Origin of the sequence: Ruegeria jejuensis, from assembly GCF_041537905.1 — a bacterium.
GTDB lineage: Bacteria > Pseudomonadota > Alphaproteobacteria > Rhodobacterales > Rhodobacteraceae > Ruegeria_C.
In genome coordinates this window covers 159,331-183,212 of the sequence record NZ_JBGRUO010000001.1, presented here as the reverse complement: position 1 = coordinate 183,212, position 23,882 = coordinate 159,331, and the positions used below count along the sequence as shown (strand labels likewise).

Annotated in this window: 26 protein-coding genes; 6 read left to right on the top strand and 20 right to left on the bottom strand. The window is 60.2% G+C overall.

The features are described from left to right. Position 1 precedes the first annotated feature (1 nt). From glgC to AB1E34_RS01145, 3 genes are read right to left on the bottom strand one after another with little or no spacing between them, the layout of a single operon-like run. Positions 2–1,261 carry a glucose-1-phosphate adenylyltransferase gene (glgC, locus tag AB1E34_RS01155; protein WP_372570500.1) on the bottom strand — a complete coding sequence of 420 codons (1,260 nt, stop codon included), beginning with the start codon at positions 1,259–1,261 and terminating at the stop codon, positions 2–4. Positions 1,262–1,285: 24 nt separating this feature from the next. Continuing rightward, positions 1,286–3,496, bottom strand: a complete 2,211-nt coding sequence (glgB, locus tag AB1E34_RS01150; RefSeq protein ID WP_372570759.1) for a 1,4-alpha-glucan branching protein GlgB — start codon at positions 3,494–3,496, stop codon at positions 1,286–1,288. A 2-nt stretch (positions 3,497–3,498) separates the two neighbouring features. Beyond that, positions 3,499–5,874: a glycogen/starch/alpha-glucan phosphorylase gene (locus AB1E34_RS01145; RefSeq protein WP_372570499.1), complete on the bottom strand. Its 2,376-nt coding sequence runs from the start codon at positions 5,872–5,874 to the stop codon at positions 3,499–3,501. Positions 5,875–6,240: 366 nt separating this feature from the next. On the opposite strand from AB1E34_RS01145, the gene AB1E34_RS01140 reads away from it, so the two are divergent. Next, positions 6,241–7,416: a mandelate racemase/muconate lactonizing enzyme family protein gene (locus AB1E34_RS01140; protein ID WP_372570498.1), complete on the top strand. Its 1,176-nt coding sequence runs from the start codon at positions 6,241–6,243 to the stop codon at positions 7,414–7,416. 38 nt (positions 7,417–7,454) lie between these two features. On the opposite strand, the gene AB1E34_RS01135 is transcribed toward AB1E34_RS01140, so the two are convergent. Continuing rightward, complete coding sequence (locus AB1E34_RS01135) at positions 7,455–7,910, bottom strand: Lrp/AsnC family transcriptional regulator (RefSeq protein ID WP_372570497.1); 456 nt, start codon at positions 7,908–7,910, stop codon at positions 7,455–7,457. A 115-nt stretch (positions 7,911–8,025) separates the two neighbouring features. On the opposite strand from AB1E34_RS01135, the gene AB1E34_RS01130 reads away from it, so the two are divergent. Both AB1E34_RS01130 and AB1E34_RS01125 read left to right on the top strand, forming a co-directional pair. Continuing rightward, the gene (locus tag AB1E34_RS01130; RefSeq protein ID WP_372570496.1) at positions 8,026–9,225 is read left to right on the top strand and encodes a methionine gamma-lyase; all 1,200 of its coding nucleotides are present in this window, start codon (positions 8,026–8,028) and stop codon (positions 9,223–9,225) included. Positions 9,226–9,239: 14 nt separating this feature from the next. After that, positions 9,240–11,633 (top strand): thiamine pyrophosphate-binding protein, encoded by a 2,394-nt coding sequence (locus AB1E34_RS01125; RefSeq protein ID WP_372570495.1) that lies wholly within the window; start codon positions 9,240–9,242, stop codon positions 11,631–11,633. A gap of 183 nt (positions 11,634–11,816) precedes the next feature. Here the strand turns inward: AB1E34_RS01125 and AB1E34_RS01120 are convergent, their stop codons facing one another. Continuing rightward, a complete protein-coding gene (locus AB1E34_RS01120) occupies positions 11,817–12,626 on the bottom strand; it encodes a division plane positioning ATPase MipZ (protein ID WP_306198152.1) in 810 nt (269 codons plus the stop codon). A 185-nt stretch (positions 12,627–12,811) separates the two neighbouring features. Here AB1E34_RS01120 and AB1E34_RS01115 point away from each other — a divergent pair, with 185 nt between their 5' ends. Both AB1E34_RS01115 and AB1E34_RS01110 read left to right on the top strand, forming a co-directional pair. After that, positions 12,812–13,636 (top strand): MBL fold metallo-hydrolase, encoded by an 825-nt coding sequence (locus AB1E34_RS01115; protein ID WP_372570494.1) that lies wholly within the window; start codon positions 12,812–12,814, stop codon positions 13,634–13,636. A 20-nt stretch (positions 13,637–13,656) separates the two neighbouring features. Continuing rightward, a complete protein-coding gene (locus AB1E34_RS01110; RefSeq protein WP_372570493.1) occupies positions 13,657–13,932 on the top strand; it encodes a hypothetical protein in 276 nt (91 codons plus the stop codon). A gap of 63 nt (positions 13,933–13,995) precedes the next feature. Here the strand turns inward: AB1E34_RS01110 and rpmE are convergent, their stop codons facing one another. The 5 genes from rpmE to trmD form a co-directional block, all read right to left on the bottom strand. Then, positions 13,996–14,217 carry a 50S ribosomal protein L31 gene (gene rpmE / locus AB1E34_RS01105; RefSeq protein ID WP_249710580.1) on the bottom strand — a complete coding sequence of 74 codons (222 nt, stop codon included), beginning with the start codon at positions 14,215–14,217 and terminating at the stop codon, positions 13,996–13,998. Positions 14,218–14,228: 11 nt separating this feature from the next. Beyond that, a complete protein-coding gene (gene rplS, locus AB1E34_RS01100; protein ID WP_306198144.1) occupies positions 14,229–14,612 on the bottom strand; it encodes a 50S ribosomal protein L19 in 384 nt (127 codons plus the stop codon). Between the two features lie 273 nt (positions 14,613–14,885). Then, positions 14,886–15,218: a YegP family protein gene (locus AB1E34_RS01095; RefSeq protein ID WP_372570492.1), complete on the bottom strand. Its 333-nt coding sequence runs from the start codon at positions 15,216–15,218 to the stop codon at positions 14,886–14,888. A gap of 129 nt (positions 15,219–15,347) precedes the next feature. After that, a complete protein-coding gene (locus AB1E34_RS01090; RefSeq protein WP_372570491.1) occupies positions 15,348–15,764 on the bottom strand; it encodes a hypothetical protein in 417 nt (138 codons plus the stop codon). Between the two features lie 151 nt (positions 15,765–15,915). After that, on the bottom strand, positions 15,916–16,710 hold the full coding sequence (gene trmD / locus AB1E34_RS01085; protein ID WP_372570490.1) for a tRNA (guanosine(37)-N1)-methyltransferase TrmD: 795 nt from the start codon (positions 16,708–16,710) through the stop codon (positions 15,916–15,918). A gap of 56 nt (positions 16,711–16,766) precedes the next feature. On the opposite strand from trmD, the gene AB1E34_RS01080 reads away from it, so the two are divergent. Then, a complete protein-coding gene (locus AB1E34_RS01080; protein ID WP_372570489.1) occupies positions 16,767–17,795 on the top strand; it encodes an aminoglycoside phosphotransferase family protein in 1,029 nt (342 codons plus the stop codon). Here AB1E34_RS01080 and rimM read toward each other — a convergent pair. The 10 genes from rimM to ffh form a co-directional block, all read right to left on the bottom strand. Continuing rightward, positions 17,787–18,290: a ribosome maturation factor RimM gene (rimM, locus tag AB1E34_RS01075; protein ID WP_372570488.1), complete on the bottom strand. Its 504-nt coding sequence runs from the start codon at positions 18,288–18,290 to the stop codon at positions 17,787–17,789. The genes AB1E34_RS01080 and rimM overlap by 9 nt on opposite strands. Beyond that, a complete protein-coding gene (locus AB1E34_RS01070; protein ID WP_372570487.1) occupies positions 18,283–18,432 on the bottom strand; it encodes a hypothetical protein in 150 nt (49 codons plus the stop codon). Before AB1E34_RS01070 ends, rimM begins: the two co-directional genes overlap by 8 nt. A gap of 6 nt (positions 18,433–18,438) precedes the next feature. Then, the gene (gene bluB / locus AB1E34_RS01065; RefSeq protein WP_372570486.1) at positions 18,439–19,074 is read right to left on the bottom strand and encodes a 5,6-dimethylbenzimidazole synthase; all 636 of its coding nucleotides are present in this window, start codon (positions 19,072–19,074) and stop codon (positions 18,439–18,441) included. An 11-nt stretch (positions 19,075–19,085) separates the two neighbouring features. After that, positions 19,086–19,466 carry a 30S ribosomal protein S16 gene (gene rpsP, locus AB1E34_RS01060; RefSeq protein WP_372570485.1) on the bottom strand — a complete coding sequence of 127 codons (381 nt, stop codon included), beginning with the start codon at positions 19,464–19,466 and terminating at the stop codon, positions 19,086–19,088. Positions 19,467–19,548: 82 nt separating this feature from the next. Then, complete coding sequence (locus tag AB1E34_RS01055) at positions 19,549–19,845, bottom strand: chorismate mutase (RefSeq protein WP_372570484.1); 297 nt, start codon at positions 19,843–19,845, stop codon at positions 19,549–19,551. Positions 19,846–19,885: 40 nt separating this feature from the next. Then, positions 19,886–20,464 carry a GNAT family N-acetyltransferase gene (locus tag AB1E34_RS01050; RefSeq protein WP_372570483.1) on the bottom strand — a complete coding sequence of 193 codons (579 nt, stop codon included), beginning with the start codon at positions 20,462–20,464 and terminating at the stop codon, positions 19,886–19,888. After that, positions 20,461–21,003, bottom strand: coding sequence for a GNAT family N-acetyltransferase (locus tag AB1E34_RS01045; RefSeq protein ID WP_372570482.1), 543 nt, complete (start codon positions 21,001–21,003; stop codon positions 20,461–20,463). The genes AB1E34_RS01050 and AB1E34_RS01045 overlap by 4 nt, the downstream gene beginning before the upstream one ends. Next, positions 21,000–21,548 (bottom strand): GNAT family N-acetyltransferase, encoded by a 549-nt coding sequence (locus tag AB1E34_RS01040; protein WP_372570481.1) that lies wholly within the window; start codon positions 21,546–21,548, stop codon positions 21,000–21,002. Before AB1E34_RS01040 ends, AB1E34_RS01045 begins: the two co-directional genes overlap by 4 nt. Beyond that, positions 21,545–22,078, bottom strand: a complete 534-nt coding sequence (locus AB1E34_RS01035) for a GNAT family N-acetyltransferase (RefSeq protein WP_372570480.1) — start codon at positions 22,076–22,078, stop codon at positions 21,545–21,547. The genes AB1E34_RS01040 and AB1E34_RS01035 overlap by 4 nt, the downstream gene beginning before the upstream one ends. A gap of 2 nt (positions 22,079–22,080) precedes the next feature. Then, complete coding sequence (gene ffh / locus AB1E34_RS01030) at positions 22,081–23,589, bottom strand: signal recognition particle protein (RefSeq protein ID WP_372570479.1); 1,509 nt, start codon at positions 23,587–23,589, stop codon at positions 22,081–22,083. Between the last annotated feature and the right edge of the window lie 293 nt (positions 23,590–23,882).

Below are 23,882 nucleotides of genomic sequence, written 5' to 3'. Positions count from 1 at the left end.
GTCACCCTTCCAGTTTGTCGATCATGTCCTGCGTGATCAGACATATCCCGTTATCCGAGCGCCGAAACCGCTTTGCATCGCTTTTTGCGTCCTCGCCGACAATCAGGCCGGGCGGTATTTTCACACCCCGGTCGATCACGACGTTTTTCAGATAGGCCCGGCGCCCGACCTCGGCATAAGGAAGCGCCACGACACCTTCAAGCTGTGAATAGGAATGAGTTCTGACACCCGTAAACAAAAGGCATCGATAGAGCGTCGATCCCGAGATGATGCAGCCACCCGACACCATCGAAGACACAGCCTGTCCCCGTCGCCCTTCTTCGTTATGGATGAACTTTGCCGGTGGGGTGAGCTCCGAATAGGTCCAGATCGGCCAATCGGTTGCATAGATGTCCAACTCGGGCTTGAAATCGGTCAGGTCGATATTGGCCTGCCAGTAAGCGTCGATTGTGCCGACATCGCGCCAATACGGCTCGGTCTCGAGCCCCGACATCACACAGGAGCGGCTGAAGGGATGGGCCTGCGCGCCACCTGAGGCGACAATTTCAGGGATGATGTCGCCGCCGAAGTCATTGCTCGAGTCGGGATTTGCGGCATCCTTTTTCAGAACCTCATAGAGATACTCGGCCTCAAAGACATAAATTCCCATACTCGCAAGCGATTTGGTCGGATCGCCCGGCATTGTCGGCGGTTCGGCGGGTTTTTCGACGAAGTCGAGGATCTTGTCGTTTTCGTCCACGGCCATCACACCAAAGCCCTTGGCTTCGTCACGGGGGACGGCAATGCAGCCCACGGTCACTTTCGCGCCCGAGCGCACATGCTGCTCGATCATCAGCGAATAGTCCTGCTTGTAGATGTGGTCGCCCGCCAGAATCAGGACATATTTCGGGCCATAGCCTTCGATGATCTTGATGTTCTGGGTCACCGCATCGGCGGTCCCCTTGTACCAGTTGTTCTCGTCCAGTTGCTGCGAGGCGGGCAGGATATCCAGGCTTTCGTTGCGCTCGGCCCGAAAGAAGCTCCACCCGCGCTGGATATGACGGATCAGGCTGTGCGCTTTGTACTGTGTCGCCACACCGATTCGGCGAATGCCGGAATTGACGGCGTTTGACAAGGCAAAATCGATAATCCGTGTCTTGCCGCCAAAATAGACGGCCGGTTTGGCACGAATATCCGTCATCTCTTTGAGGCGACTGCCGCGCCCTCCGGCCAGGACAAAGGCCATGGTCTGTCGCGCCAATGCGAATCTGTCTTCTGTCATGATCGCCTCCCTCCGGCTTTTGGTTCAGGCGCGCCGGTTCTCCGCCAGTTCAAAAAATACCGTGGCCAGCGGTGGCACAGTGATCTCAATGGAATGCGGGAACCCGTGCGCCGCAATGTCCTGCGCGTGCCTGCCGCCCGGGTTGCCCATATCGCTGCCACCATAGACCGCGGCGTCGGAGTTTAGGCGTTCGTCCCAGTGGCCCGCATGCGGTACGCCCAGACGGAAACCCTCGCGCGGGACGGGGGTGAAATTGGCCACCACAAGCACCGGGCGAACGCCCTCGTTGCCAAAGCGCAGCCAGGACAGGATCGAATCCGCCTGATTACCCCCATCGACCCATTGGAACCCCTCGGGATCGCTGTCGCGCTGATAAAGCGCTGGCGTTCTGGCGTAGAAGTGGTTCAGGTCGCGGATCAGAGCCTGCATGCCGCGATGGGGGTCTTGGTCAAGTAGGTGCCAGTCAAGACTGGTTTCGTTGTTCCATTCCTTCGCTTGGGCGAACTCGCCGCCCATAAACAGCAGCTTCTTGCCCGGATGCCCCCACATAAAGCCGAAATAGGCGCGCAGGTTTGCAAAGCGTTGCCAGTCATCGCCGGGCATCCGGCCCAGTAGTGAGCCTTTGCCATGCACGACCTCATCATGGCTGAGCGGCAGGATGAAGTTTTCCGAGAACGCATAATGCAGGCCGAAGGTCATCTTATCGTGGTGGTACTTCCGGTTGATCGGATCCTCGGACATGTAGCGCAGGGTATCGTTCATCCACCCCATGTTCCATTTGAAGCCAAAGCCAAGCCCGCCGCTATCCGTAGGTGCGCTGACCCCCGGAAAAGCGGTGGATTCTTCTGCAGCGGTCAGGATGCTGTCATCAGCCCCGTAGACCACCTCATTCATGCGCTGCATGAAGGCAATCGCTTCGAGGTTTTCGCGCCCGCCATGCTGGTTGGGAATCCACTCGCCGTCTTTGCGGGAATAGTCACGATAGAGCATCGAGGCGACTGCATCCACGCGCAACCCGTCGATATGATATTCCTCGAACCAGAACCGCGCATTGGCGATCAGAAAATTCTGCACCTCGCTGCGACCATAATTGTAAACCAGCGTGTTCCAGTCCGGGTGATAGCCTTCCTTGGGGTCGGCATGTTCATAAAGCGCGGTGCCATCGAACCGGGCCAACCCATGTTCATCGGTTGGGAAATGACCCGGCACCCAGTCGATGATCAGCCCCAGGCCCGCGTCGTGGCAGGCATCGACGAAGGCGCGAAATTCATTCGGCGTGCCAAATCGGGATGTGGGCGCAAAGAGCCCCACCGGCTGATACCCCCAAGACCCGCCAAACGGATATTCGGAGATCGGCGTCAATTCGATATGGGTAAAGCCCATGTCGCTTGCATACCCGACCAGTTGTTGTGCGTGTTCCAGATAGGAGAGCGACCGCTTGCCCTCTTCGGAAACACGACGCCAGCTTTCCAGATGCACCTCATAGATCGAGATAGGCTGGTCGATCTTTTGCTTCGCGCCGCGGGCCTGCATCCAACCTGCATCGGACCAGTCGTAGCCGCGCAGATCTCTTACGACCGAGGCGGTCTTCGGCGGATGCTCGGCACCAAATCCAACCGGGTCAGCCTTGAGGGGCAGCAAGGCGTGATTGGTGTCGAGTATTTCGTATTTGTAGGTCGCGCCGTCTGCGACGCCGGGCAGGAATATTTCGTGAATCCCGGTGGTCCCGCGCCGCCGCATCACGTTGCGTCGCCCGTCCCAACCATTGAAATCCCCGACGACAGAAACCCGTGCCGCGTTGGGGGCCCAGACTGCAAAATGCGTGCCCTCGACCCCTTCATGGGTTCCGACATGGGCGCCGAGCGCGCGCCAGAGCTCGCCATGGGTACCCTCACCCAGCAGGTGTTCATCCAGATCGCCCAGCCTGGGTCCAAAGCCATAGGCGTCATATTCCTCCCAAACGTCGTCGCCCCGGCTCAGGCGCAGCTTGTAGGCAAAGCGGTTTTTGCGGCGCGGGATCACAGCAGCAAACAGACCCTCTGCCACCGGGTCGAGCGTGCAGAGCTTGCGGCCCGTCTTTGCCTCCAGAACATCGACCCCGTCCGCCTCTGGCCGCAGCGCGCGCAGAACCAGCCTGTTGTCCTGCCGGTGCAGTCCGAGCACTGCAAACGGGTCACCGTGTCGTCCCGCAAACAGCGCGGCTGCGTCGGCCGGGTCGACAAGCTCAGCCGCCATGTTCATGCGGACCGCTCCAGCGCCGAGCTTGGTGCGTCCGCCTGCCAGATGTCCCTGGCATATCCCCGGATCGTCCGATCCGACGAGAACCACCCCATGCTGGCAGTATTCATCAACGCCATCGACGCCCAGTTCCGCGGGTTCTGAAAGACGACATCGGCGCGGCGCTGGGTGTCGTAGTAGCTGTCGAAATCACAGGTCACCAGGAAATGATCATGGTCATACAGCATCCCGATCAGGCCGTGATAACGATAGGGGTCTTCGGGCGAGAAGAGGCCCTCGAATATCTGCCCCAGCACCCTTTGCAGGCGCGGGCTGGCCTCGATCGCATTGCGCGAGAATCCGTGCTGAATACGGCGATCCACCACCTCGCTGGCGGTCAGTCCGAAGAGAAAGAAGTTCTCGCTGCCGACATGATCGCGGATCTCGACATTTGCGCCGTCCAGTGTGCCGATGGTCAGCGCGCCGTTCAGGGCAAATTTCATATTGCCCGTGCCCGACGCCTCTTTGCCGGCTGTCGAGATTTGCTCTGACAGATCGGCGGCTGGGATCAGCCGTTCCGCCATCGTCACGTTGTAATTCGGCGGAAACACGATCTTGAGCCGACCCTTCGTGGCGGGGTCGGCATTCACCACGCGGGCGACATCGTTGATCAGATGGATGATTTGCTTGGCCAGGACATAGCCCGGTGCCGCCTTGCCGCCAAAGATCTTAACGCGCGGCGTCCAGTCCCCATCGGGATCGTCACGCATCTCGTTCCAGAGCGCGACTGTTTCCAGCAGGTTCATCAACTGCCGTTTGTATTCATGAATACGCTTGATCTGCACGTCGAACATCGCGTCGGGGTCCAGCGCAACGCCGCAGGTCTCGCCTATCCAGTTGGATAGCGCCATCTTGTTGCTGCGCTTGGCTTGCTGGAATGCCGCGATGAACTCTGAATCCGCGCGCATCGCCTTTAGCGCCGCAAGCTGTTCCAGATCGCTAACCCAGGCCTCGCCAAGCTGGTTGTTGATCAAGCTGCGCAGCGCCGGGTTGCAGCCATGCAGCCACCGGCGCGGCGTGATGCCATTGGTCTGGTTCACGATGCGGGTGGGGTGGATACGGTGCAGATCGGCAAAAACCGTTTCCTTGACCAGTTCGGTATGGAGGGCCGAGACGCCATTGACCTTATGCGCCATCACAAAGGCCAACTCGCCCATGCGTATTTCGCCATGCTCTAATATGCGGGGGCTGCCGGGAAATTCGGCCTGCTGCGCCTCTTCGATGATGCGGATGATCTCCAGATGTCTGGGAAGCACGCGCGCGAACAGGCCTTCAGACCAGCGTTCCAGTGCCTCCGGCAGCAGCGTATGATTTGTGTAGGCAAGGCAACGGCGCGCTAGTGCGATCGCCTCGGGCATCGGCAACCCGTGTTCGTCCACCAGCAGACGCACAAGTTCCGGCCCCGCGATGGCCGGGTGGGTATCGTTGAGCTGGATCGCAACATGATCCGGCAGGGTGCGAATGTCGTCATGATCGTCCATATGGCGACGCAGCAGGTCCATGATCGAGGCGGCGGTAAAGAAATACTCCTGCTTTAGCCGCAGTTCCTTGCCGCTCTCGGTGGTATCGTCCGGATAAAGCACCCGCGAAATTGTGCGCGCCAGAGCCTCGGACCGGCTGGCGGCGAGGTAGTCGCCGCGGTTGAAGCTGTCGAGGTCGAACGGGGTCACCGGTTTCGCAGACCAAAGCCGCAATGTGTTGCCCCATTCGCCTTTCCAGCCAACAACCGGCGTGTCGAACGCTGTCGCGGCCACCCCGCTGTCGGGATGCCAGGTGGCGCGCCCATCGCTATGGCTGACATGGCCACCAAAGCCGATGGAATGCTGCACTTCAGGGCGCTCGAATTCCCAGGCGTGGCGTTGCGACAGCCATGTCTCGGGTTGTTCGACCTGCTCGCCTTCGACAAAGCTCTGCTCAAACAGGCCATGCTCATAGCGGATGCCATATCCAAAGGCGGGGATACCCAGCGTCGCCAGAGAATCCATGAAACACGCGGCCAGACGACCGAGCCCGCCATTGCCAAGCGCCGCGTCGGGCTCATCATGAACGATCGCGTCATAGTGTTGACCGAGCGCTTCCATCGCATCACGGGCGGCAGATTCGAGTCCGAGGTTTGAGATCATGTCTTCGATCAGGCGCCCGATCAAAAACTCCATCGAAAGGTAATACACCCGCTTGGAGGAATTTGTCTCAGTTGTGTGCGCACTGTCGATCCATACATCGACAAGACGGTCACGCAGAACCAGTGATAGCGCCATGCGCCAGTCCTGGAGTGAGGCAGTCTGCGAGTCCTTACCAAGAGAATATCGCAGTCGCTTAAGAATATCGTTTTTCATGCCGCCGAGGATGCCTTGCCCTTGCCCTCTGCCGCAACTCATATTCCACGCGCGAGGCCGGTTTTAGCTTTATATGCGTGTTGTATTTCCAGGTTTTCGGAATGTTCTGGAGCCACATCACGGTTTTGTTCCGTGCCCCATACGCATCATGGAGCCGTGCAACTTCAAAGATTCTCGTTTTGATAGGACCAAAAGTTCTGATGGGCCTTGAACCTCATCAAGGTCGAAGTGGAGGCCTCCGCATTTTCCCTTGTTTTTCGACATGTATTGACATCAGGCAGCTCAGTGTTGTTATTTATGCGGTCTTTTGTCGTACCAAAGTCGGAGAATGTAGATGTTTAGCCGTCTGTCGCACCCAGTTCTGCCATGGCGAACGGAACCGGTGGTCGGGAAAGCCGGTTTCAAAGCGGTGGATGCCATCCAAGGACCTTCATCGTGACCGGCATCACCGCCATCGAAACGCGGCTGTTTCACATTCCGTTGGCTGAGGTGCTGGTCGACGCGAAGCACGGGGATCATCATTTTTTCGAACTGATCACGGTGACAGTACGTCTTGCCGATGGCAGCGAGGGTACCGGCTATACCTATACCGGCGGCAAGGGCGGGCATGCCATTGTCGCGATGATCGACCACGATCTGGCACCGTTTCTGATCGGGCAGCAGGCGGAGAATGTCGAAGACCTCTATGAGGCGATGCAATGGCATGTGCATTACGTCGCGCGTGGTGGCATCGCCTCTTTTGCGATTTCTGCCGTCGATATCGCGCTTTGGGATCTGCGCGGAAAACGGACCGGACAGCCGCTCTGGCAAATGGCGGGCGGGGCGGGGCGGTCCTGCAAGGCCTATTGCGGCGGTATCGACCTAGGGTTCGACCTGCCGAAGCTGCTGTCGTCTGTGCAGGGGTATCTGGATCGCGGCTTCAACGGGGTGAAGATCAAGATCGGGCAGCCGACCTTGGCCGAGGATGTGGACCGCATCAAGGCTGTACGCGAGCTGATCGGTCCCGATATCGCATTCATGGTTGATGCGAATTATGCGATGTCGGTGCCACAGGCCATCGCGGCGGCCGAGGCGTTTGCCCCGTTCAACCTGCTGTGGTTCGAAGAGCCGACGATTCCGGATGACTATGCCGGGTATGGTCAAATCGCCGAAGCGACCGGAATGCCGCTGGCCATGGGCGAGAACCTGCACACCATCCACGAATTCGACTACGCGTTTGCGCAGGCCAAGCTCAGCTATATCCAGCCCGACGCCTCGAATTGCGGGGGCATTACCGGCTTTCTTCAGGTCGCTGAGCGCGCGCTATCGCATAATGTGCCCGTTTGCAGTCACGGCATGCAGGAGTTGCATGTCAGTCTGGTCTCGGCCCGACCCAACGCCGGTTGGATCGAGGTGCATTCCTTTCCTATCGACAGCTACACGACGCGCCCTCTGGTCGTTGAGGATCATCTGGCAATTGCGCCAGATGTGCCGGGTATCGGCGTCACGTTCGACTGGGCGAAACTCGATGCCGCGAACCAACTGCCAGGGGTCAAAGCGTAGGTTCGCGACTCGCGCGCGCCAAAAGACCTGAGGCTTCATCAACTGGCCGGGAAAACGGCTGTCTTCTTGACTGTCCCGTAGACAAAACTGGTATCGATGGAGGCGATGCCTCCAATCGGATGAATGCGATTTCGGATAAAGCCTTCATAGGCTTCGAGGTCCGACACGAGCACCCGCAACTGGTAGTCCATGGCCCCGGTCAGCACATGGCATTCGAGAACTTCATCGATCATTCGAACCCGCTTTTCGAAATTCTGAACATCTGTTTCGTTATGGCGTTCGAGCCGAATTCGCACAAAGACGGTAATGGCCATTCCGTAGGCGGCGGCGTCCACATCGGCGCTGTATCCCTTGATGACCCCTTTGGCCTCCAGATTCTTGACGCGGCGCAGGCAGGGCGACGGTGACAGGTTTACAGCATCAGAGAGATCCTGGTTGGTCATGCGCCCGTCCCGCTGAAGGGCGCGTATGATCTGTCTGTCTTTGTCGTCCATCACGGCCTCACTGTGGCAGATTATGTCAATCCATAGTCCGATACTGGTATAATTTGCAATCAAATGCCCAGCAGAAAGGCGTAAATTGGTCTTCAACAGGATTCAGGAGATTGTCATGACCCGTTCCACCGGATTTGCCACCCGCGCCATCCATCATGCCTATAACCCGCTGGAAAATGACGGCGCTCTGACCCCGCCGTTGCATTTGACCTCAACCTTTTCGTTCGAAACAGCCGAGGCCGGTGGCGAGATGTTCGCGGGCGAACGCGAAGGCCATATCTACAGCCGGATTTCGAACCCCACATGCGATCTTCTCGAGCGCCGCATTGCCACCCTTGAGGGTGCCGAGGCCGGGCTGGCCCTCTCCAGCGGCATGGGAGCGATCACCGCCGTGTTGTGGACCCTGCTATCGCCGGGGGATGAGGTGATCGTCGACAAAACACTCTACGGCTGTACCTTTGCCTTCATGCGCCACGGTCTGGCGAAATGGGGTGTCAAGATCACTCATGTCGATATGACGGACCCCGAAAACCTGCGCGCGGCCGTGTCGGACAAAACCCGCGTGGTCTATTTCGAAACCCCGGCCAACCCGAACATGCGACTGGTGGACATTGCCGCCAATGCCGAGATCGCACATTTGGCCGGGGCGCAGGTCGTTGTCGACAATACCTATGCCAGCCCCTATCTCACTCGCCCGATCGAACATGGTGCGGATATCGTTGTGCATTCTGCCACCAAATATCTCGGCGGACATGGGGATGTGGTCGCTGGTCTTGTCGTGGGCACCGCAGAACAGATTGCTGAGATCCGTCTTGTCGGCATGAAAGACATGACCGGCGCGGTGATGGCGCCCTTCAACGCGATGCTCATTCTGCGAGGGCTGAAAACGCTCAATCTACGCATGGACCGTCATTGTGCCTCGGCCAAGGTCGTGGCCGATTTCCTCGAAGCTCATCCAGCCGTTGAAACCGTATATTTCCCGGGGCTTGAGAGCTTTGCGCAGTACGATGTCGCCCAGCGGCAAATGTCCCAATCCGGCGCGATGATCGCGTTTGAGGTTAACTCCGGCCTGACCGGTGGGATCGCCCTCATGAACGGCCTCAACATGATCCAGCGCGCGGTCTCCCTGGGCGATGCAGAAACCCTGATCCAGCATCCGGCGTCGATGACCCATTCCACCTATACGCCCGAGGAACGGGCCGAGCATGGTATCAGTGATGGTCTGATCCGCCTGTCGGTCGGGCTTGAGGATGTCGAAGATATCCTCGCAGATTTGGAACAAGCTCTGCCTTACCCCGCGCGCAACGCCGCCTGAACCCGGAGATCGCCATGCATCCTGACTCCACCCAACTGAAGATTGTCGAACAACGCCTGCTGTGGTTGTCGCATTGGATGATCCACCATGCCAACCATGTCCGGCCCAAGGTGGATGGGATCAAGATCGGCGGGCATCAGGCATCTTCAGCGTCGATGGTATCGATCATGACGGCCCTGTATTTCTCGGCGCTGCGGCCAGAGGACAGGGTGGCTGTCAAACCCCATGCGTCACCGGTCTTTCACGCCATGCAATATCTCATGGGCAACCAGACCCGCGAGAAGATGGAGAATTTCCGTGGGTTTGGCGGTGTGCAGAGCTATCCCAGCCGCACCAAGGATATCGACGATGTGGACTTCTCGACCGGATCGGTGGGGCTGGGTGTGGCGATCACCTCATTTGCGTCGATCATCCAGGACTACATCAAGGCCAAAAGCTGGGGGTCGGATGCCCCGATGGGGCGCATGGTGGCACTGGTCGGCGATGCCGAACTTGACGAAGGCAATATCTACGAGGCGTTGCAGGAGGGCTGGAAGAACGACCTGCGCAATACGTGGTGGATCATCGATTACAACCGCCAGTCACTGGACGGCATCGTGCGCGAAGGGTTGTTTGAGAGGATCGAGAAGATATTTGATGCCTTCGGCTGGGACGTCGTGCGCGTAAAATACGGCATTCTACAGCGCGCCGCATTCGAAGAACCCGGAGGAGCGCGACTGCGCGACTGGATTGATGCCTGCCCCAACCAGGACTATTCAGCGCTGACTTTCATGGGTGGCGCAGTCTGGCGCCAGCGCCTGATGGATAATCTGGGCGATCAAGGGGACGTGACAGCCCTTATTGAGCGACGCACGGACATCGAACTCGCGGCATTGATGGAAAATCTTGGTGGCAACTGCGTTGAGACCATGGCCCAGGCATTTGCCGCGATCGATCATGATCGCCCGACCTGTTTTCTGGCCTATACGGTAAAAGGTTGGGGTACACCTATTGCCGGCCACAAGGACAATCATGGCGGGCTGATGAATAACAGCCAATTTGCTCAGTGGCAGGCCCATATGGGAGTGGCCGCAGGCGACGAATGGGAGCCCCTTGCCACCGTACCTGATCCCGAGGCGTTCACGCGCTTTCTATCGAAGGTTCCGTTTTTCGCCGAAGGGCCGCGGCGCTATCATGATGACAAGCTGGACGTGCCACCCATCGGGATAGACACAAGCCGCGAGGTTTCGACCCAAACGGCTTTTGGCAAGATCCTGGACGATCTGTCGAAAGGGGATAGCGAACTGGCCGAGCGCATCGTGACCACGTCGCCCGACGTGACCGGCACAACCAGCCTTGGCCCCTGGGTGAACCGGCGCAAGCTGTTTTCCCGATCCGAACAGGCTGACGCTTTCATCGAACACCGCATCCCATCGACCGCAAAATGGGAGTTTACGCCCAAAGGGCAGCATATCGAACTTGGCATCGCCGAAATGAACCTGATGCTGCTTCTGGGCGCAGCGGGGCTGTCACATTCCCTGTTCGGCAAACGGCTGATCCCGATTGGCACAGTGTACGACCCCTTTGTCTGTCGCGGGCTCGATGCGCTGAACTACGCCTGCTATCAGGATGCGCGGTTCATGCTGGTGGGCACGCCTTCGGGTGTGACGCTGGCTCCGGAAGGTGGCGCGCACCAATCCGTTGGCACCCCTCTGATCGGCATGAGCCAGGACGGGTTGGCCGCCTTTGAACCCGCCTTCGCCGATGAATTGGCGGTGATCATGGAATGGGCCTTTGACTACCTCCAGCGCGACGGTGAGGGGCAACCGGACGAACGCACATGGCTGCGAGACGAAATCGGCGGTTCGGTTTACCTGCGCCTAACCACCAACCCGATCGAGCAACCGGGCAAGCGCGTTGACGATGAATTCCGTCAAGGGGCCATCGACGGGGCCTATTGGCTGCGCAAGCCGGGCCCAAATTGCGAAGTTGTGATCGCCTATCAGGGCGCCGTTGCACCGGAGGCAATCCGAGCCGCCGGAATGATTGGGGAAGGCCGCCGGGATATCGGTGTTCTTTCTGTCACCTCGGCTGATCGGCTGAACGCCGGATGGACGGCCGCGCAACGCGCACGCTCGCGCGGCAATCAGGCGGCACGATCCCATATCGAAACGCTGATGTCGGACCTTGCACCGCACTGCAAACTGATCACCGTCATCGACGGGCATCCGGCAACACTTTCGTGGTTGGGGGGCGTGCATGGGCATCAAACCATCTCTATGGGCGTTGAACACTTTGGTCAGACCGGCACGATCGGCGATCTTTATCGCCATCACGGTATCGATGCCGACGCCATCGTCGAGAAAGTGAACGCACTGACGGTTGGGAAACAGGTGTTCCGGCGAGACCTTGGTCTCGTCAAACCTTAAACCATTCCCAAATAGCCGTGTTTTGCCGGGGAGTTACCGTGCTCGGAAACGGCAAGGGCGCAATTTTGATCAGCTTCTTGCCGGTTTGATATCGAATAGCCTGGTTCCGTCCGGACAACCTTGACCAGACACCTAGCCCCGCAATTTGGTCCAAGAAACCATGTTACACTTTCCGGATTGTGCTCAGAAGTCGATCTCGACGCCGGGCAGGCTGAGGGCTTTCATCATGTCGCGCAGTTCCTGCCGGGCGGCAACGTTCGAGATGTTGAGCTGCTTGACGCCGATATCCTTTAGGTCCAGCAGGGTCAGGCCGCGCGGGAACAACTCGCGGAAGATGACGCGTTCGGAAAAGCCCGGCGCGATGCGGAAGCCGATCCGGTCGGACAGCATCTTGAGCGCGCGCTCCATCTTTTCCTTGTTGACCATGCGCTGGGTGCCGACGCGGTTGCGCAACACCACCCAGTCGATCGGTTTCAACCCGGCCTGCGCGCGCAACTGGCGGGCGTTCCAGACCATCTCGGAATAGACCGAGGGGCCGACGATAGCCTCGCCCTTGGAATCCGTGCGCGCCAGCAGATCGAAATCAATGAAGCTGTCATTCAGCGGCGTGACCAGCGTATCGGCCAGCGAATGCGCCACCTGGCTCAGCCGCGTATGCGAGCCGGGGCAGTCGATCAGGATATAGTCGCTGTCGGTTTCAAGTGAGCCAACAGCGGCGGACAGACGATGGTCATAGATGTTCTCGCCCGGTTTCAGAGTCTGCGGGTCGATCTCGGGCAGGTCGTGGTTGACGGGGCCGGGCAGGTCGATCTCGGCATCGCGCAGGAAGCTGCGGCGGTTTTCGAAATAGCGCCCGAGGCTGCGCTGGCGCAGGTCAAGATCCAGCGTGTTGACCTTGTATCCCATCCGCGCAAGGGCGGTGGCCACATGCATCGAAACCGTAGATTTCCCCGCGCCGCCCTTTTCGTTCCCGACGACAATGATATGTGCCATGCCTGTCTGTCCCACATTCCGCGCGATTGTCTCCGCGCTGTTGGGCCGCACTATATGTGGTGTGCTGTGCAAAGGGAAGCGCTGTCGTAAGCATGAATTTCGGGGAGTGACCTTTGCTGAGATGCGCTGAAACGGGTTGACCCGGTTCTAACCCTTGCGATGCTGTCATGAGTGGGAGGCTAGGTATGGCGCAGGAAACACAGCAGATAGGTCAATACAGCATAACGAGGCTGTTTGACGGCACATTTGAAGCGCCGTTGAGTGTCATAATGCACCAGAAAGGCAAAGTGGCCTGTAGCAAGGCTGTCGCGCGGTGGGGCGCGCCAAAGCTGAGCATCCCGGTGAACTGTTTTCTAGTGCGAGGGCCGGGGAAGATCATGCTGATCGATGCGGGTGCGGGAACCGGTTGGGGGCCGGATTTCGGGAAGATGCGGCCTCAGCTTGCCGAGTTGGGCGTGTCGCCGGAACAGATTGAAACGGTATTGCTGACCCATTTCCATGGCGATCACGCCTTGGGGTTGATGGATGCTGGCGGCGGTGCCTATTTCCCGCAGGCACGCGTGATCGCCCCGGAGATGGATTTGAGATTTTACAGCGATCCACTGGAGCGCGACCGAGCCCCCAAAGCCCGGCGTAGCGGGTTCGATATTGTCGCGCAGGTCGCCTCTGCCTACGATGATCGGCTTGCTGCCACCCCGGTTGGTGAACTGATACCAGGGCTTGCGCTGGTTTCTCTGCCAGGTCATACGCCGGGGCATTGCGGATACCAGTTTGCCAGCGCCAATGAGTCTTTGCTGCTGTGGGGCGACGCTCTGCACGTGGGCGCGTTACAAGCGCCCGATCCGGATGTCGGTCTTGTCTATGACTATGATGGTGTGCAGGCGGCCAAGACGCGGCACACCATTCTTGAAGCGCTTGCAGGCAGTGACACATTCGTCGCTGGCGGGCATCTTGACGGTTTTTTGCGCGTCGAGAGAGCGGGTGCCGGGTACCTGATTTCCAAGCCCTAGGCACGGTGCTTCGGAACCAAGTGATTAAAGACCGAACTGCGATCCCGTTCAAACGCGGTCTGTCTGATCGCGTCTGTTGCCTTGGGTTTAACGCGTTTCCGCTGATGGGGCTGCTGGCGGTGGTCAATCTTGTGGCGCTGACGATGCTCATACCCATTGTGCTGCGGCTGCTTGGGGATTTCCGCAAGCAGTTGAACTCCGGGGTGGAGCGGCCTGTTTTTGACCCCGAGGGGTTTCCTGATCTCGATATCGACCGCGATTCGTGGTCTGGCGCGCGCGAGGCGGATGGTGGTTGAGCTATATCGGCAACAAAAGAGGCCGCCCAGTGGGCGGCCTCAACTCGAAAAAGCACCGGGTGTTTAGAAGCCCAGGCCTTCGTATTTCTTTTTGAACTTGGACACGCGGCCGCCGGCATCCATCAGGCGGGTGTTGCCGCCGGTCCAGGCTGGGTGCACCGAGGGGTCGATATCCAGCGCCATCTGGTCGCCTTCCTTGCCCCAGGTCGAGCGCATCTGCACAACCGTGCCGTCGGTCATTTTGACGTCGATCACGTGATAGTCGGGATGAGTGTCTTTTTTCATGGGTCCGCTCCTTACGCCTGGGCGCCAGCCTTGGGCTTGTAGTGGGTGTCTTCTGCGATACGGGCGGATTTACCGCGGCGCGAGCGCAGATAGTACAGTTTGGCGCGACGGACGCGGCCACGGCGAACAACAGTGATGCTGTCGATATTGGTCGAGAACAGCGGGAACACACGTTCCACGCCTTCGCCAAAGGAAATCTTGCGAACGGTGAACGAACCGGCAATGCCATTGCCGTTCTTGCGGCTGATGCAGACGCCTTCGTAGTTCTGCACGCGCGAGCGTGTGCCTTCGGTCACCTTGTAGCCGACGCGAATGGTGTCGCCGGGTTTGAAATCGGGAATGTCCTTCCCAAGAGCGGAGATCTGCTCCGCTTCAAGCTGTGCGATCAGGTCCATCTGATCTACTCCTATCTGCTCGTGGTTGATCCACGAAGGTGGTGGCGCCTCAGAGCTCTTGGTCTTCACCGGGTCCGCCGCTGCGCCCGCCAGAGATCAGGTCGTCATTTCTTCGGTTTTTGGGTCTGTGGCCATTGGCCTGTCGAAGAAACAGGCAAGCCAATAAACCCAAGCCGGGCGACTCATCTCTGAGTCCCGGCCAGCGGTGTATAAGAGCAGATGCGCGACAGATCAAGAGGCCCCGACCATGGCGGGGCCTGCTTGATTGACGGCTCAGGTCTGGTCGTCGGTCGCGGCGTCGGGGGCGTTCTTTTTGACCGACTCGATGCCGTTGTCGCGCCCCGAGGCACTGGCATAGCTTTGCGAGGTTCCGATCACCTGACCGTTGCTGGCCTTGAGATTGAACATAAGCTTGCCAGCGGTGGTTTCCTTGCGTTCATAGCGCGCATCGTCGGGGGCGTTTTCTTTGACCGACTTGATGCCGTTTTCAGCGCTGGCCTTTTGCTTATAGCCTTCGCTGGCCAGAATATTTTCGCCATTGCCCGCCTTCAGTCGAAAACGGAATTCACCGGATTTGTCAGTGTAGAGTTCGAATTTTGCAGCCACGGCTTCCCTGTCCCTCGGTTATTTGTGTGGGCTGAGCTTACACAGCGGTGGCGATCTGCGGCAACAGGCGATTTCGGAATGGCCAAACGCGCGCGGTCGGCGCGTCCAGCCTTACCCTTGGCGCTGCAATCAGAACGAATTTGATGCTGTCTGTTGCAATCCGCTGCCGACCAGCTGGTCCAGCAGCACGCGCCGTTGTTCAGGTGTGCTGGTGTTGAGGCGCTGCAGCTCGGCTCCCGTAAGCTCACGCCGCTCGAAGCCGTACCGCGATAGGCACCGGTCGACGCCGTTATATTCGCCGTTGGTCCGGATATCGTCTTCACTGACGGCGACCGCGACAACGCCGATAAGCCCGGCCAGCACGAAGCCTCCAGCGTAACTCCCTATAACGGCGTTCTGTCCCGATTTCGGTGCGGTTGGTGCGCAGGCCTGGAAGGCGGCACGCGCGCTGTCGAGGTTTTGACCCGGCTGATAGGGCACAGAAGGTCCCGGCAATTGGCCACAGGCCGACAGCAGCGTGACCGCAGCCAAAGCAATCCGTTTCATGAAAGAGTCCCCAGATAGTTATTTCAGTACAAGCAGCAGACGACTCACCTTTAGCGGGTAAAATCGTGCAAAAAGATGGCACGAGGCCTAATTGCGTGAATTTTTTTGGGTCGGAGCTGTCGCGGTGCAATGCCGATGCCTTGGGGCAGGGTCAGCCATCGTCATCCGAGCGTTTGCGCCACAGATCCGGGCGGCGGGCGCGGGTGATTTCCATGCTCATGTCGCGCCGCCACTCTGCCACCTTGCCGTGATGCCCCGACATCAGCACATCGGGGATCGTGCGGCCCTTCCACTCGGCGGGGCGAGTATATTGCGGATGCTCCAGCAGACCCGAGGAAAAGCTCTCCTCCTCGGTCGAGGCCTGATTGCCTAGTACGCCGGGGATCAGGCGCACCGTGGCGTCGATCAGCGCCTGTGCCGCGATCTCGCCGCCGGTCATCACGAAATCGCCGAGCGATACCTCCTGAATGCCGTAATGCTCCAGCACCCGCTCATCGACGCCCTCGAACCGGCCACAGAGCAGGGTAACGCCATCAGCACGCGCCAGCGACTGCATCATCTGTTGGTCCATGGGTCGCCCGCGCGGGCTGAGATAGATCATCGGCCAGTTGCCCTGAACCCCCGCCATCGTGTTTTCGATCGCGTCGCCCAGCACGTCCGGGCGCAGCACCATGCCAGCGCCCCCACCGGCTGGGGTGTCATCCACATTGCGGTGCTTGCCGACGCCGAATTGCCGCAGATCGACCGTTTCCAACTGCCATAGCCCCTCTTGCAGGGCCTTGCCTGTCAGGCTTTCGCCCAGCACGCCGGGAAAGGCGCTGGGAAAGAGCGTGATGATCTTGGCTTTCCACACGCCATGCAGGTCTGGCGTGGCGGAGATGAGTTCCTGAGGCCGCAGTGTCGGGCGAATCGCCTTACGGCCATGAGATTTGCTTGGCGCTGTCATGGGGTGCTTGTAAAACAAACCCAAGCCTAAGCAACCATAAGCATATTGAGGCGGCAGTGAAACAGATAGAAATCAACCGGCCCATTGCGGCCGGCCCTTCCCTGTTGGAGGATGAGACGGTCGCGTTGTGGCGCGATGTGGCGGCAGAAATAGGCTGGCCCGCGCGGCCGGTTTCGATGCGCTCGCTCAAGCTGGATTCCAGCCGGTCTGTGGCGGTTGTCAAAGTCACCGGGCCGGATGCCAAAGCGCTTGTTCTGAAAGGTGAATTTGGCCGGTTTCGCCCTGATCGGCTGGCACGTGATCTGGAGGCGCTGGATCGGGCCCGCACCATACTCGCCCCGTTCCCGGACCTCGCTGTACCAGAGATAGTATGGCGCGATCCGGCGCGCGGCGTGTCGATCCAGTCTTTCGTGCCGGGCGATAGTGGTCGCAAGGCGCTGTCCTGGGCGCGGTTCGGTCTTGGTGATCGCAGCGCGATCCTGCGCTGGTGCGGACGCTATGCCGCAGCCCTGCATCGGGGCGGGATGGATCAGGTTGGCGGCTTCCGGCCCGGCCGCTTTCTGGGCGGGTTGTCAGAACGCGCGGCAAAAGTCCGGCAAGGTGCATTGGCAATGCCCAAACCCAAGCGGTTTCTGGGCCTCTGCGCCTACCTGCACCGCGCAGGGCGGCGCTGCCGCAGCGCCCCGGCGCAGCTGTGCCGCACCCATGGCGATTTCCATCTGCTCAACCTGATCGTCGCTGATGACCGGCTGACCGCGATCGATTTCCGCAGCCGCAGGCAGGGTTATGGCTACGGTGATCTCGCCCGGTTCTGGCTGAATGCCGGAGAGTCGTTTGATCCACAGGATCACGAGGCGCTGGGGTTTGCGGGGCTGCCTCTGGCAGATTTGCAGGCACTGGAAGAGGGCTATGGGCATCGCGCCCATGAGAACCCGGTTTTTGTCTTCCTCTTCGCCCATCAGATGTACGCGGAATGGAGCAAATTGGCCCGAACCGGTGGCAAACTGCGCCCCGATCAGCGTCAGCAACTCATCCGGCTGACCGCGCGACTGGATGCGCTGCTGGCGGCTGAGGGTTCAGAATAACCCGTCCGGCGGGTCCGCCACGATGCGGCCCTGCGCCAGATCGACGGTGGGCACGACAGCAAGCGTGAAGGGCAGCAAAACAGTGGCTTTCAGGCCGGGCCCGTGGATTTCCAGCAAATCCGCCGCGCCGTGATTCAGCACCGATTTCACCTTACCCAGCAACGTGCCGCCAGTGTCATAGACCTCAAGCCCGATCAGGTCGGCGTGGTAGAACTCGTCATCGGGCAGCGACGGCAGTTGATCCCGTCGCGCAAACAGGCGCAGGCCGCGTGCGGCATCGGCCTGTTCCTTGGTCTCGATCCCGCCCAACCGTGCGGCGAAACCGTTCTTGATAGCGCGGGTCAGGGTCAGCGAATAGCTCTTGTCGCCTGCCTCGTTGGTCAGAGGCGAATACTGCTCGATGTCTTCGGGGATGGCGCAAAAGCTTTTCAGGCGAACCTCGCCACGCACTCCGAACGAGCCGGAAATGGCCCCTACGCAGATCAGTTCACTCATTTGCCAGCCCCGTTTCAAGACATAACCCATCACGCCAGTCGCCGCGTTCCTCGCAGGCCGTGTGCTGGTTGTTGCGCTCATAAAGGACACCGGCCACGAAGGCGACCATCAAAAGCAGCGGCAGGCGGATCAATCCGAACATGGGACCTCAGCGCGTTTCAAGCAGGGGCGCGGTGGTGCGGGTTTCCCAGCCGGCGCGCTCCAGTTCCGGGCTGTCAGATACCTCTTCAGGCCAGCCGATGCAAAAATAGCCGATCAGGCTCCAGCTTTCGGGCGCGTTCAGGTCGCGACAGAGTTGGGCGGGGTCGAGGATCGAAACCCAGCCCAGCCCCAGCCCCTCGGCGCGCAATGTGAGCCAGAAAAGCGTGATCGCACAGGCCACCGAATAGCGGTGCATTTCGGGCATGGTGCCTGCGCCCAACCCGCGCCCCTTGTCGGTGCTGTCATCGCAGAACACCGCCAGTTGCACCGGCGCGTCCTGCATGCCCGAGAGTTTCAACTGGCTGTAGAGTTCGGCGTCGTTGCCGGAATATCCCGCCAGAGCGTCGCGGTTTGCGGCGCGGAAATTGTCCAGCGCTGCGGCACGGGCCTGCGCGCTTTCGACGCGCAGGATGCGCCAGGGTTCCGACAGGCCCACCGAGGGGGCCGTCGAAAATGCAGAGAGGCAGCGCGTCAGCACTGCCTCGTCCACCGGGTCGGTGTGAAACCGGCGTACGTCGCGCCGGAGCCGCATCAACAGGTCAAGCTGCGTGCGGAAATCCTCGTTGAAGCTCAGATCCCGCACGCACCTCTCCCTTATTCTTGAGCAGCGGCTTCTTCTGCCGGTGCGGCCGCGGCTTCAGCAGCTTTAGCGGCTTTCTCTTCCGCGCGCTCCTGGGCTTTCTTGCCGGGGGCACCTTTCTGCGGGTTGTTGCGCTCGGCCTTGTCGCGGCTGCCGGCTGCTTCCAGCATGCGTGCGATCCGGTCGGTGGGCTGGGCGCCCTGATCCAGCCAGTACTGGATACGCTCCATGTTCATCTTCACGCGCTCTTCGCTGTCTTTCGGCAGCAGCGGGTTGTAAGTGCCCAGTTTCTCGATGAAACGGCCATCGCGCGGCATGCGGCTGTCAGCAGCCACGATGCGGTAGAAGGGGCGTTTTTTCGAGCCACCACGGGCCAGACGGATCTTCATTGCCATTGTGTTATCTCCTTTGAATGGCTGTCACACCAAAGGTGTGCATCTGAGGGTATTTGGCGGGTAAACCCCGCCCAATTCGGTGTTATTCCTGTTGTTTCTTATGGTGCCGGATGACTTCCTGAATGATGAAATTCAGAAAGGCCCGGGCAAAGTCGGGGTCCAGATCGGCTTCTTTGGCCAATTGTTCGAGCCGCTCGATCTGCGCCGCTTCGCGGTTTGGATCGGACGGGGGCAGGTCGTGCTGCGCCTTGAGGCGGCCCACGGCCTGGGTGTGCTTGAACCGCTCGCCCAGCGTATAGACGAGGATTGCATCGAGCCGGTCGATGCTTTCGCGGTGTTCCTTGAGCAGTTCCGCGGCGCGGCTGACGGGATCAGTCACGGGAGGATCCTTTCGCAGTGTCGGGCTGTTTGGTGGTGCATCACGCCGTCTCCGGTTTCGGGTGGCGATAGACGATCGACGGGGCGGGGTCGCCTGCATAGGCCAGTTCGCCATCGGCAAAGGCGCCGATGCGTTCGGCCAGCGCTATGGATTTGTCATTGCCCGCATCGATATAGCTGACCAATGAGGGTAGGCGCATATGCTCGAACCCATAGGCGCGGGCGGCTTCCGCCGCCTCTGCGGCGTATCCATGGCCCTCGGCGTCTTCGGTCAGCATGAAGCCCAGCTCTGGTTCTTCATCGCCCGGTTCGAACCCGAGCAGAACAAAGCCCAGCAACGTTCCATCCTGCCGCGATGTTACGGTCCACAGCCCATGACCGCGCAACAGCCAGCCCGCGACCATGTTGGAAAAATCATACCAGGCCTCGGCCCGGGTCGTGCAGCCCAGATGTGATCCGCGCGCGCTGAGCGCGATATCGGCATAGGCGCGGAAATCCTTGATATGCGGCGCGCGCAGCACCAGACGGCGGGTTTCCAACATCGGAATCCGGTCGGCCAACTGCCGGGCCTGCATAGCGCCGGGACCTTTGGTGGGCAGTTCGCACATCATCAAGCTCATGCCGCACCTCCGTTCGCGTCAACGACTGGGTGACGGAAGACCAGGCAGGGATCGTCGGGGGTTGGTTGCGGAGCTTCCGGGTCCAGCGTCGCGCCTAGACGTTCCGCCAGCGCGATCGAGCGCGCGTTGCGGTCATCAATATAGCTGACGATCTCGGTCCATCCCAAATGGTTGCGGGCATGATCGCGCGCGGCGCGTGCCGCCTCAAAGGCGATGCCTTTGCCTTCGGCCTCTTCAAAGAGTACCCAGCCAAGTTCGGTTTCGGGGCGGCCATCGGGAAAGTAAGGGCCGACCAATCCGAGCGCAGTGTCCTCGCCTTTCTCGGTAACAGCCCATAGCCCATAGCCGCGCACCTCCCAATGGCCCAGCATTGCCGCAGCATTCGACCATGCGCGCGCATGTGGCACATGCCCGCCTGAATATTGCGACCGCTCGGAGCGATAGAAGGCTGTCAGCGCGGGAACGTCACGCGCAGCGGGTCGCCGCAGCACCAGACGCTCGGTCTCCAGCGTGGGGATATCGGAATGAAATCGGCTCATGCATACGCCTCCATCCCGCCGTTTTCGATCTGATCGGGCGAGAGATGGCGCCAGACCTGCATTTCGCCGAACAGGGGATGCTGAATGGGCGCTTCCGGACGTGCGCCCATCCGTTTCGCCACAGCCACCGAACGGGCATTATCTGACATCATGCAACTGATGACGGTTTCCCATCCAAGAACATCGTAGGCATAGGTACGGCTGGCCAGCGCAGCTTCAGTTGCGATGCCGCGGCCTTCGGCACTGGCAAAGACTGACCACGCAATCTCGGGTTCTGGCCAATCTTCACGGTAAAACAGGCCCGCCACACCCAAGGGTTCGTCACTTGCGTTATCCGCGATCATCCAGCGCCCATAGCCGCGCAAATGCCATTGGCCGATCAAGGCCGACAGCCGGTCCAACGCCTGGACCCGCGTGAAAGGACCACCAACGCCTGCTGACCGGTCCGAACCGCAGAACGCCGCATAGGCCTCGAAATCCGACATTTTCGGAGCGCGCAGGGTCAGACGCTCGGTCTCAAGCGTGGGAATGGTCACGGTGGTCATGCGCGCATCTCCGCGCGGGCCGCGTGGTGGCGGTAAACGATGGTTTCCGCCGGGATCTCTCCGGTGGGCAGCGCTGCGGCGGGGTCTTCGACCGCGCCCAGTCTCCGGGCAACGCTGATGGACCGGTCATTGCCCGGAGTGATGTAGCTGACGATGGTTCGGGCGGGCAGGGCGGCCCAGGCCCAGTCCAGCGCCGCGCGCGCGGCTTCGGTCACATAGCCCTCACCTTCGAACCCATCCAAGAGCACCCAGCCGATTTCGAGCTCGGGGTAATGCGCCGGTTGGTTGATGCCGACCTGACCCAGAAAGGCCCCGTCGCTGCGCCGTTCGATCCCCCAGCTGCCGTGGCCCTGCAGGGACCACGCACCCGCTTCGGCTGCGATCATGAACCAGCTGTCCTTGGCTGAGAACGGCCCCCCCATGAACCGCGCACGCGGGCTGGCCAGCACCGCATGCAGCGGCGCAACATCCGCCAGCACATGGGGGCGCAGCACAAGCCGCTCGGTGGGTATGGTGGGGGCGACGGTCATCGTTATTTCTTCTTGCCGAACCCGCTCAGGCCGGGAGGCAGGCCCATGCCGCCACCCATGCCGGGCAGACCGCCGGGCATCTTGCCACCCATCGCCTTGGCCGCCTGTTCCAGCGCCTTGGGGTCCATGCCTGCGGCCATGTCTTCGGGGTTGGGGCCGCCCTTGCCGAACATGCCTTTCATGGCCTGTTTCAGCATCTTGCCTTTGCCCATCTTCCCCATCTTCTTCATCATGTCCGACATCTGCCGGTGCATCTTGAGCAGCTTGTTGAGGTCGCTGACCTCAAGCCCCGAGCCTGCCGCGATGCGTTTCTTGCGGCTGGCCTGCAAAAGCTGGGGATTGGCGCGTTCGCGCTTGGTCATCGACTGGATCAGCGCGATCTGGCGGCGCAGCACCTTGTCATCAAGGCCTGCCTCGTCCATCTGCTTGGACATCTTGTTCATGCCCGGCATCATGCCCATGACGCCCTGCATGCCGCCCATCTGGATCATCTGTTCCAGCTGCATCTTCAGGTCGTTCATGTTGAACTGACCTTTCATCATGCGCTTCATCATGCGCTCGGTCTGCTCGATTTCGAGCGTTTCCTGCGCCTTCTCGACCAGCGCCACGATGTCGCCCATGCCCAGGATACGGCCCGCGATCCGGTCCGGCTCGAAGGTTTCCAGCGCGTCCATCTTCTCGCCCAAGCCCACGAAACGGATCGGCTTGCCGGTGACCGCGCGCATGGACAGCGCCGCACCACCGCGCCCGTCGCCATCCATCCGGGTCAGGACCACGCCCGAGATACCGATCTTGGCGTCGAATTCCTCGGCCACCTCAACGGCGACCTGACCGGTCAGGCCATCGACCACCAGCAGGGTCTCGCGCGGGCTGACCACGTCGCGGACATCCTCGACCTCCTGCATCAGCACTTCGTCGATCTGCAAGCGACCGGCCGTGTCGAGCATATAGACGTCGTAACCCCCGAGCGCCGCCTGCTGTTTGGCGCGCTTTGCGATGTCGACCGGTTTCTGGCCAGGCACGATAGGCAGCGTATCAACGCCGATCTGGGTGCCCAGCACCTTGAGCTGATCCATCGCCGCCGGGCGATAGACGTCAAGCGAGGCCATCAGGACCTTCTTGCCTTCTTTCTCCGTCAAACGCTTGGCGAGCTTACCGGTGGTGGTGGTCTTACCACCACCTTGCAACCCGACCATCAGGATCGGGGCAGGTGGGCTGTCGATTTTAAGCGTGCCGGGGTCGTCTTCGCCGCGCAGCACATCGACCAGCGCGTCATGCACGATCTTGACGACCTGCTGGCCCGGCGTGACCGATTTGGTCACTGCCTGGCCTGTGGCCTTGTCCTGCACCTTTTTGACGAACTCGCGCGCCACGGGCAGCGAAACATCCGCCTCAAGCAGCGCGACGCGCACCTCGCGCAGGGCGGCCTTCACATCCTCTTCGGACAGGGCACCCTGCTTGGTCAGACGATCAAAGACGCCTGAGAGGCGTTCGGATAGATTTTCAAACATGCCTCGGCCTCCTTCGCCGGTTGTCACGTGGTGCGTCTCAGATAAGAAACACCGGTTAAATGCACAATTGCCCCCGCACGCTTATTGTCGTGGGGGCAATCCAAATAGATTTGCCCCCACGGGCGAAACTCGCTGGTGGGGGGCGATCCCTTCATCAAGAAAGGACCGGAAGGTTTGACGCTTCCGGATGTTTGGAGGGGCGATACTAGAGGTGCCTTTGATTGTCAACTCAGGCCGGGGGAATTCGTGGCGCTCTTGCCTCTGACGCCAATTCGTTTCAAGAGCGACACGTC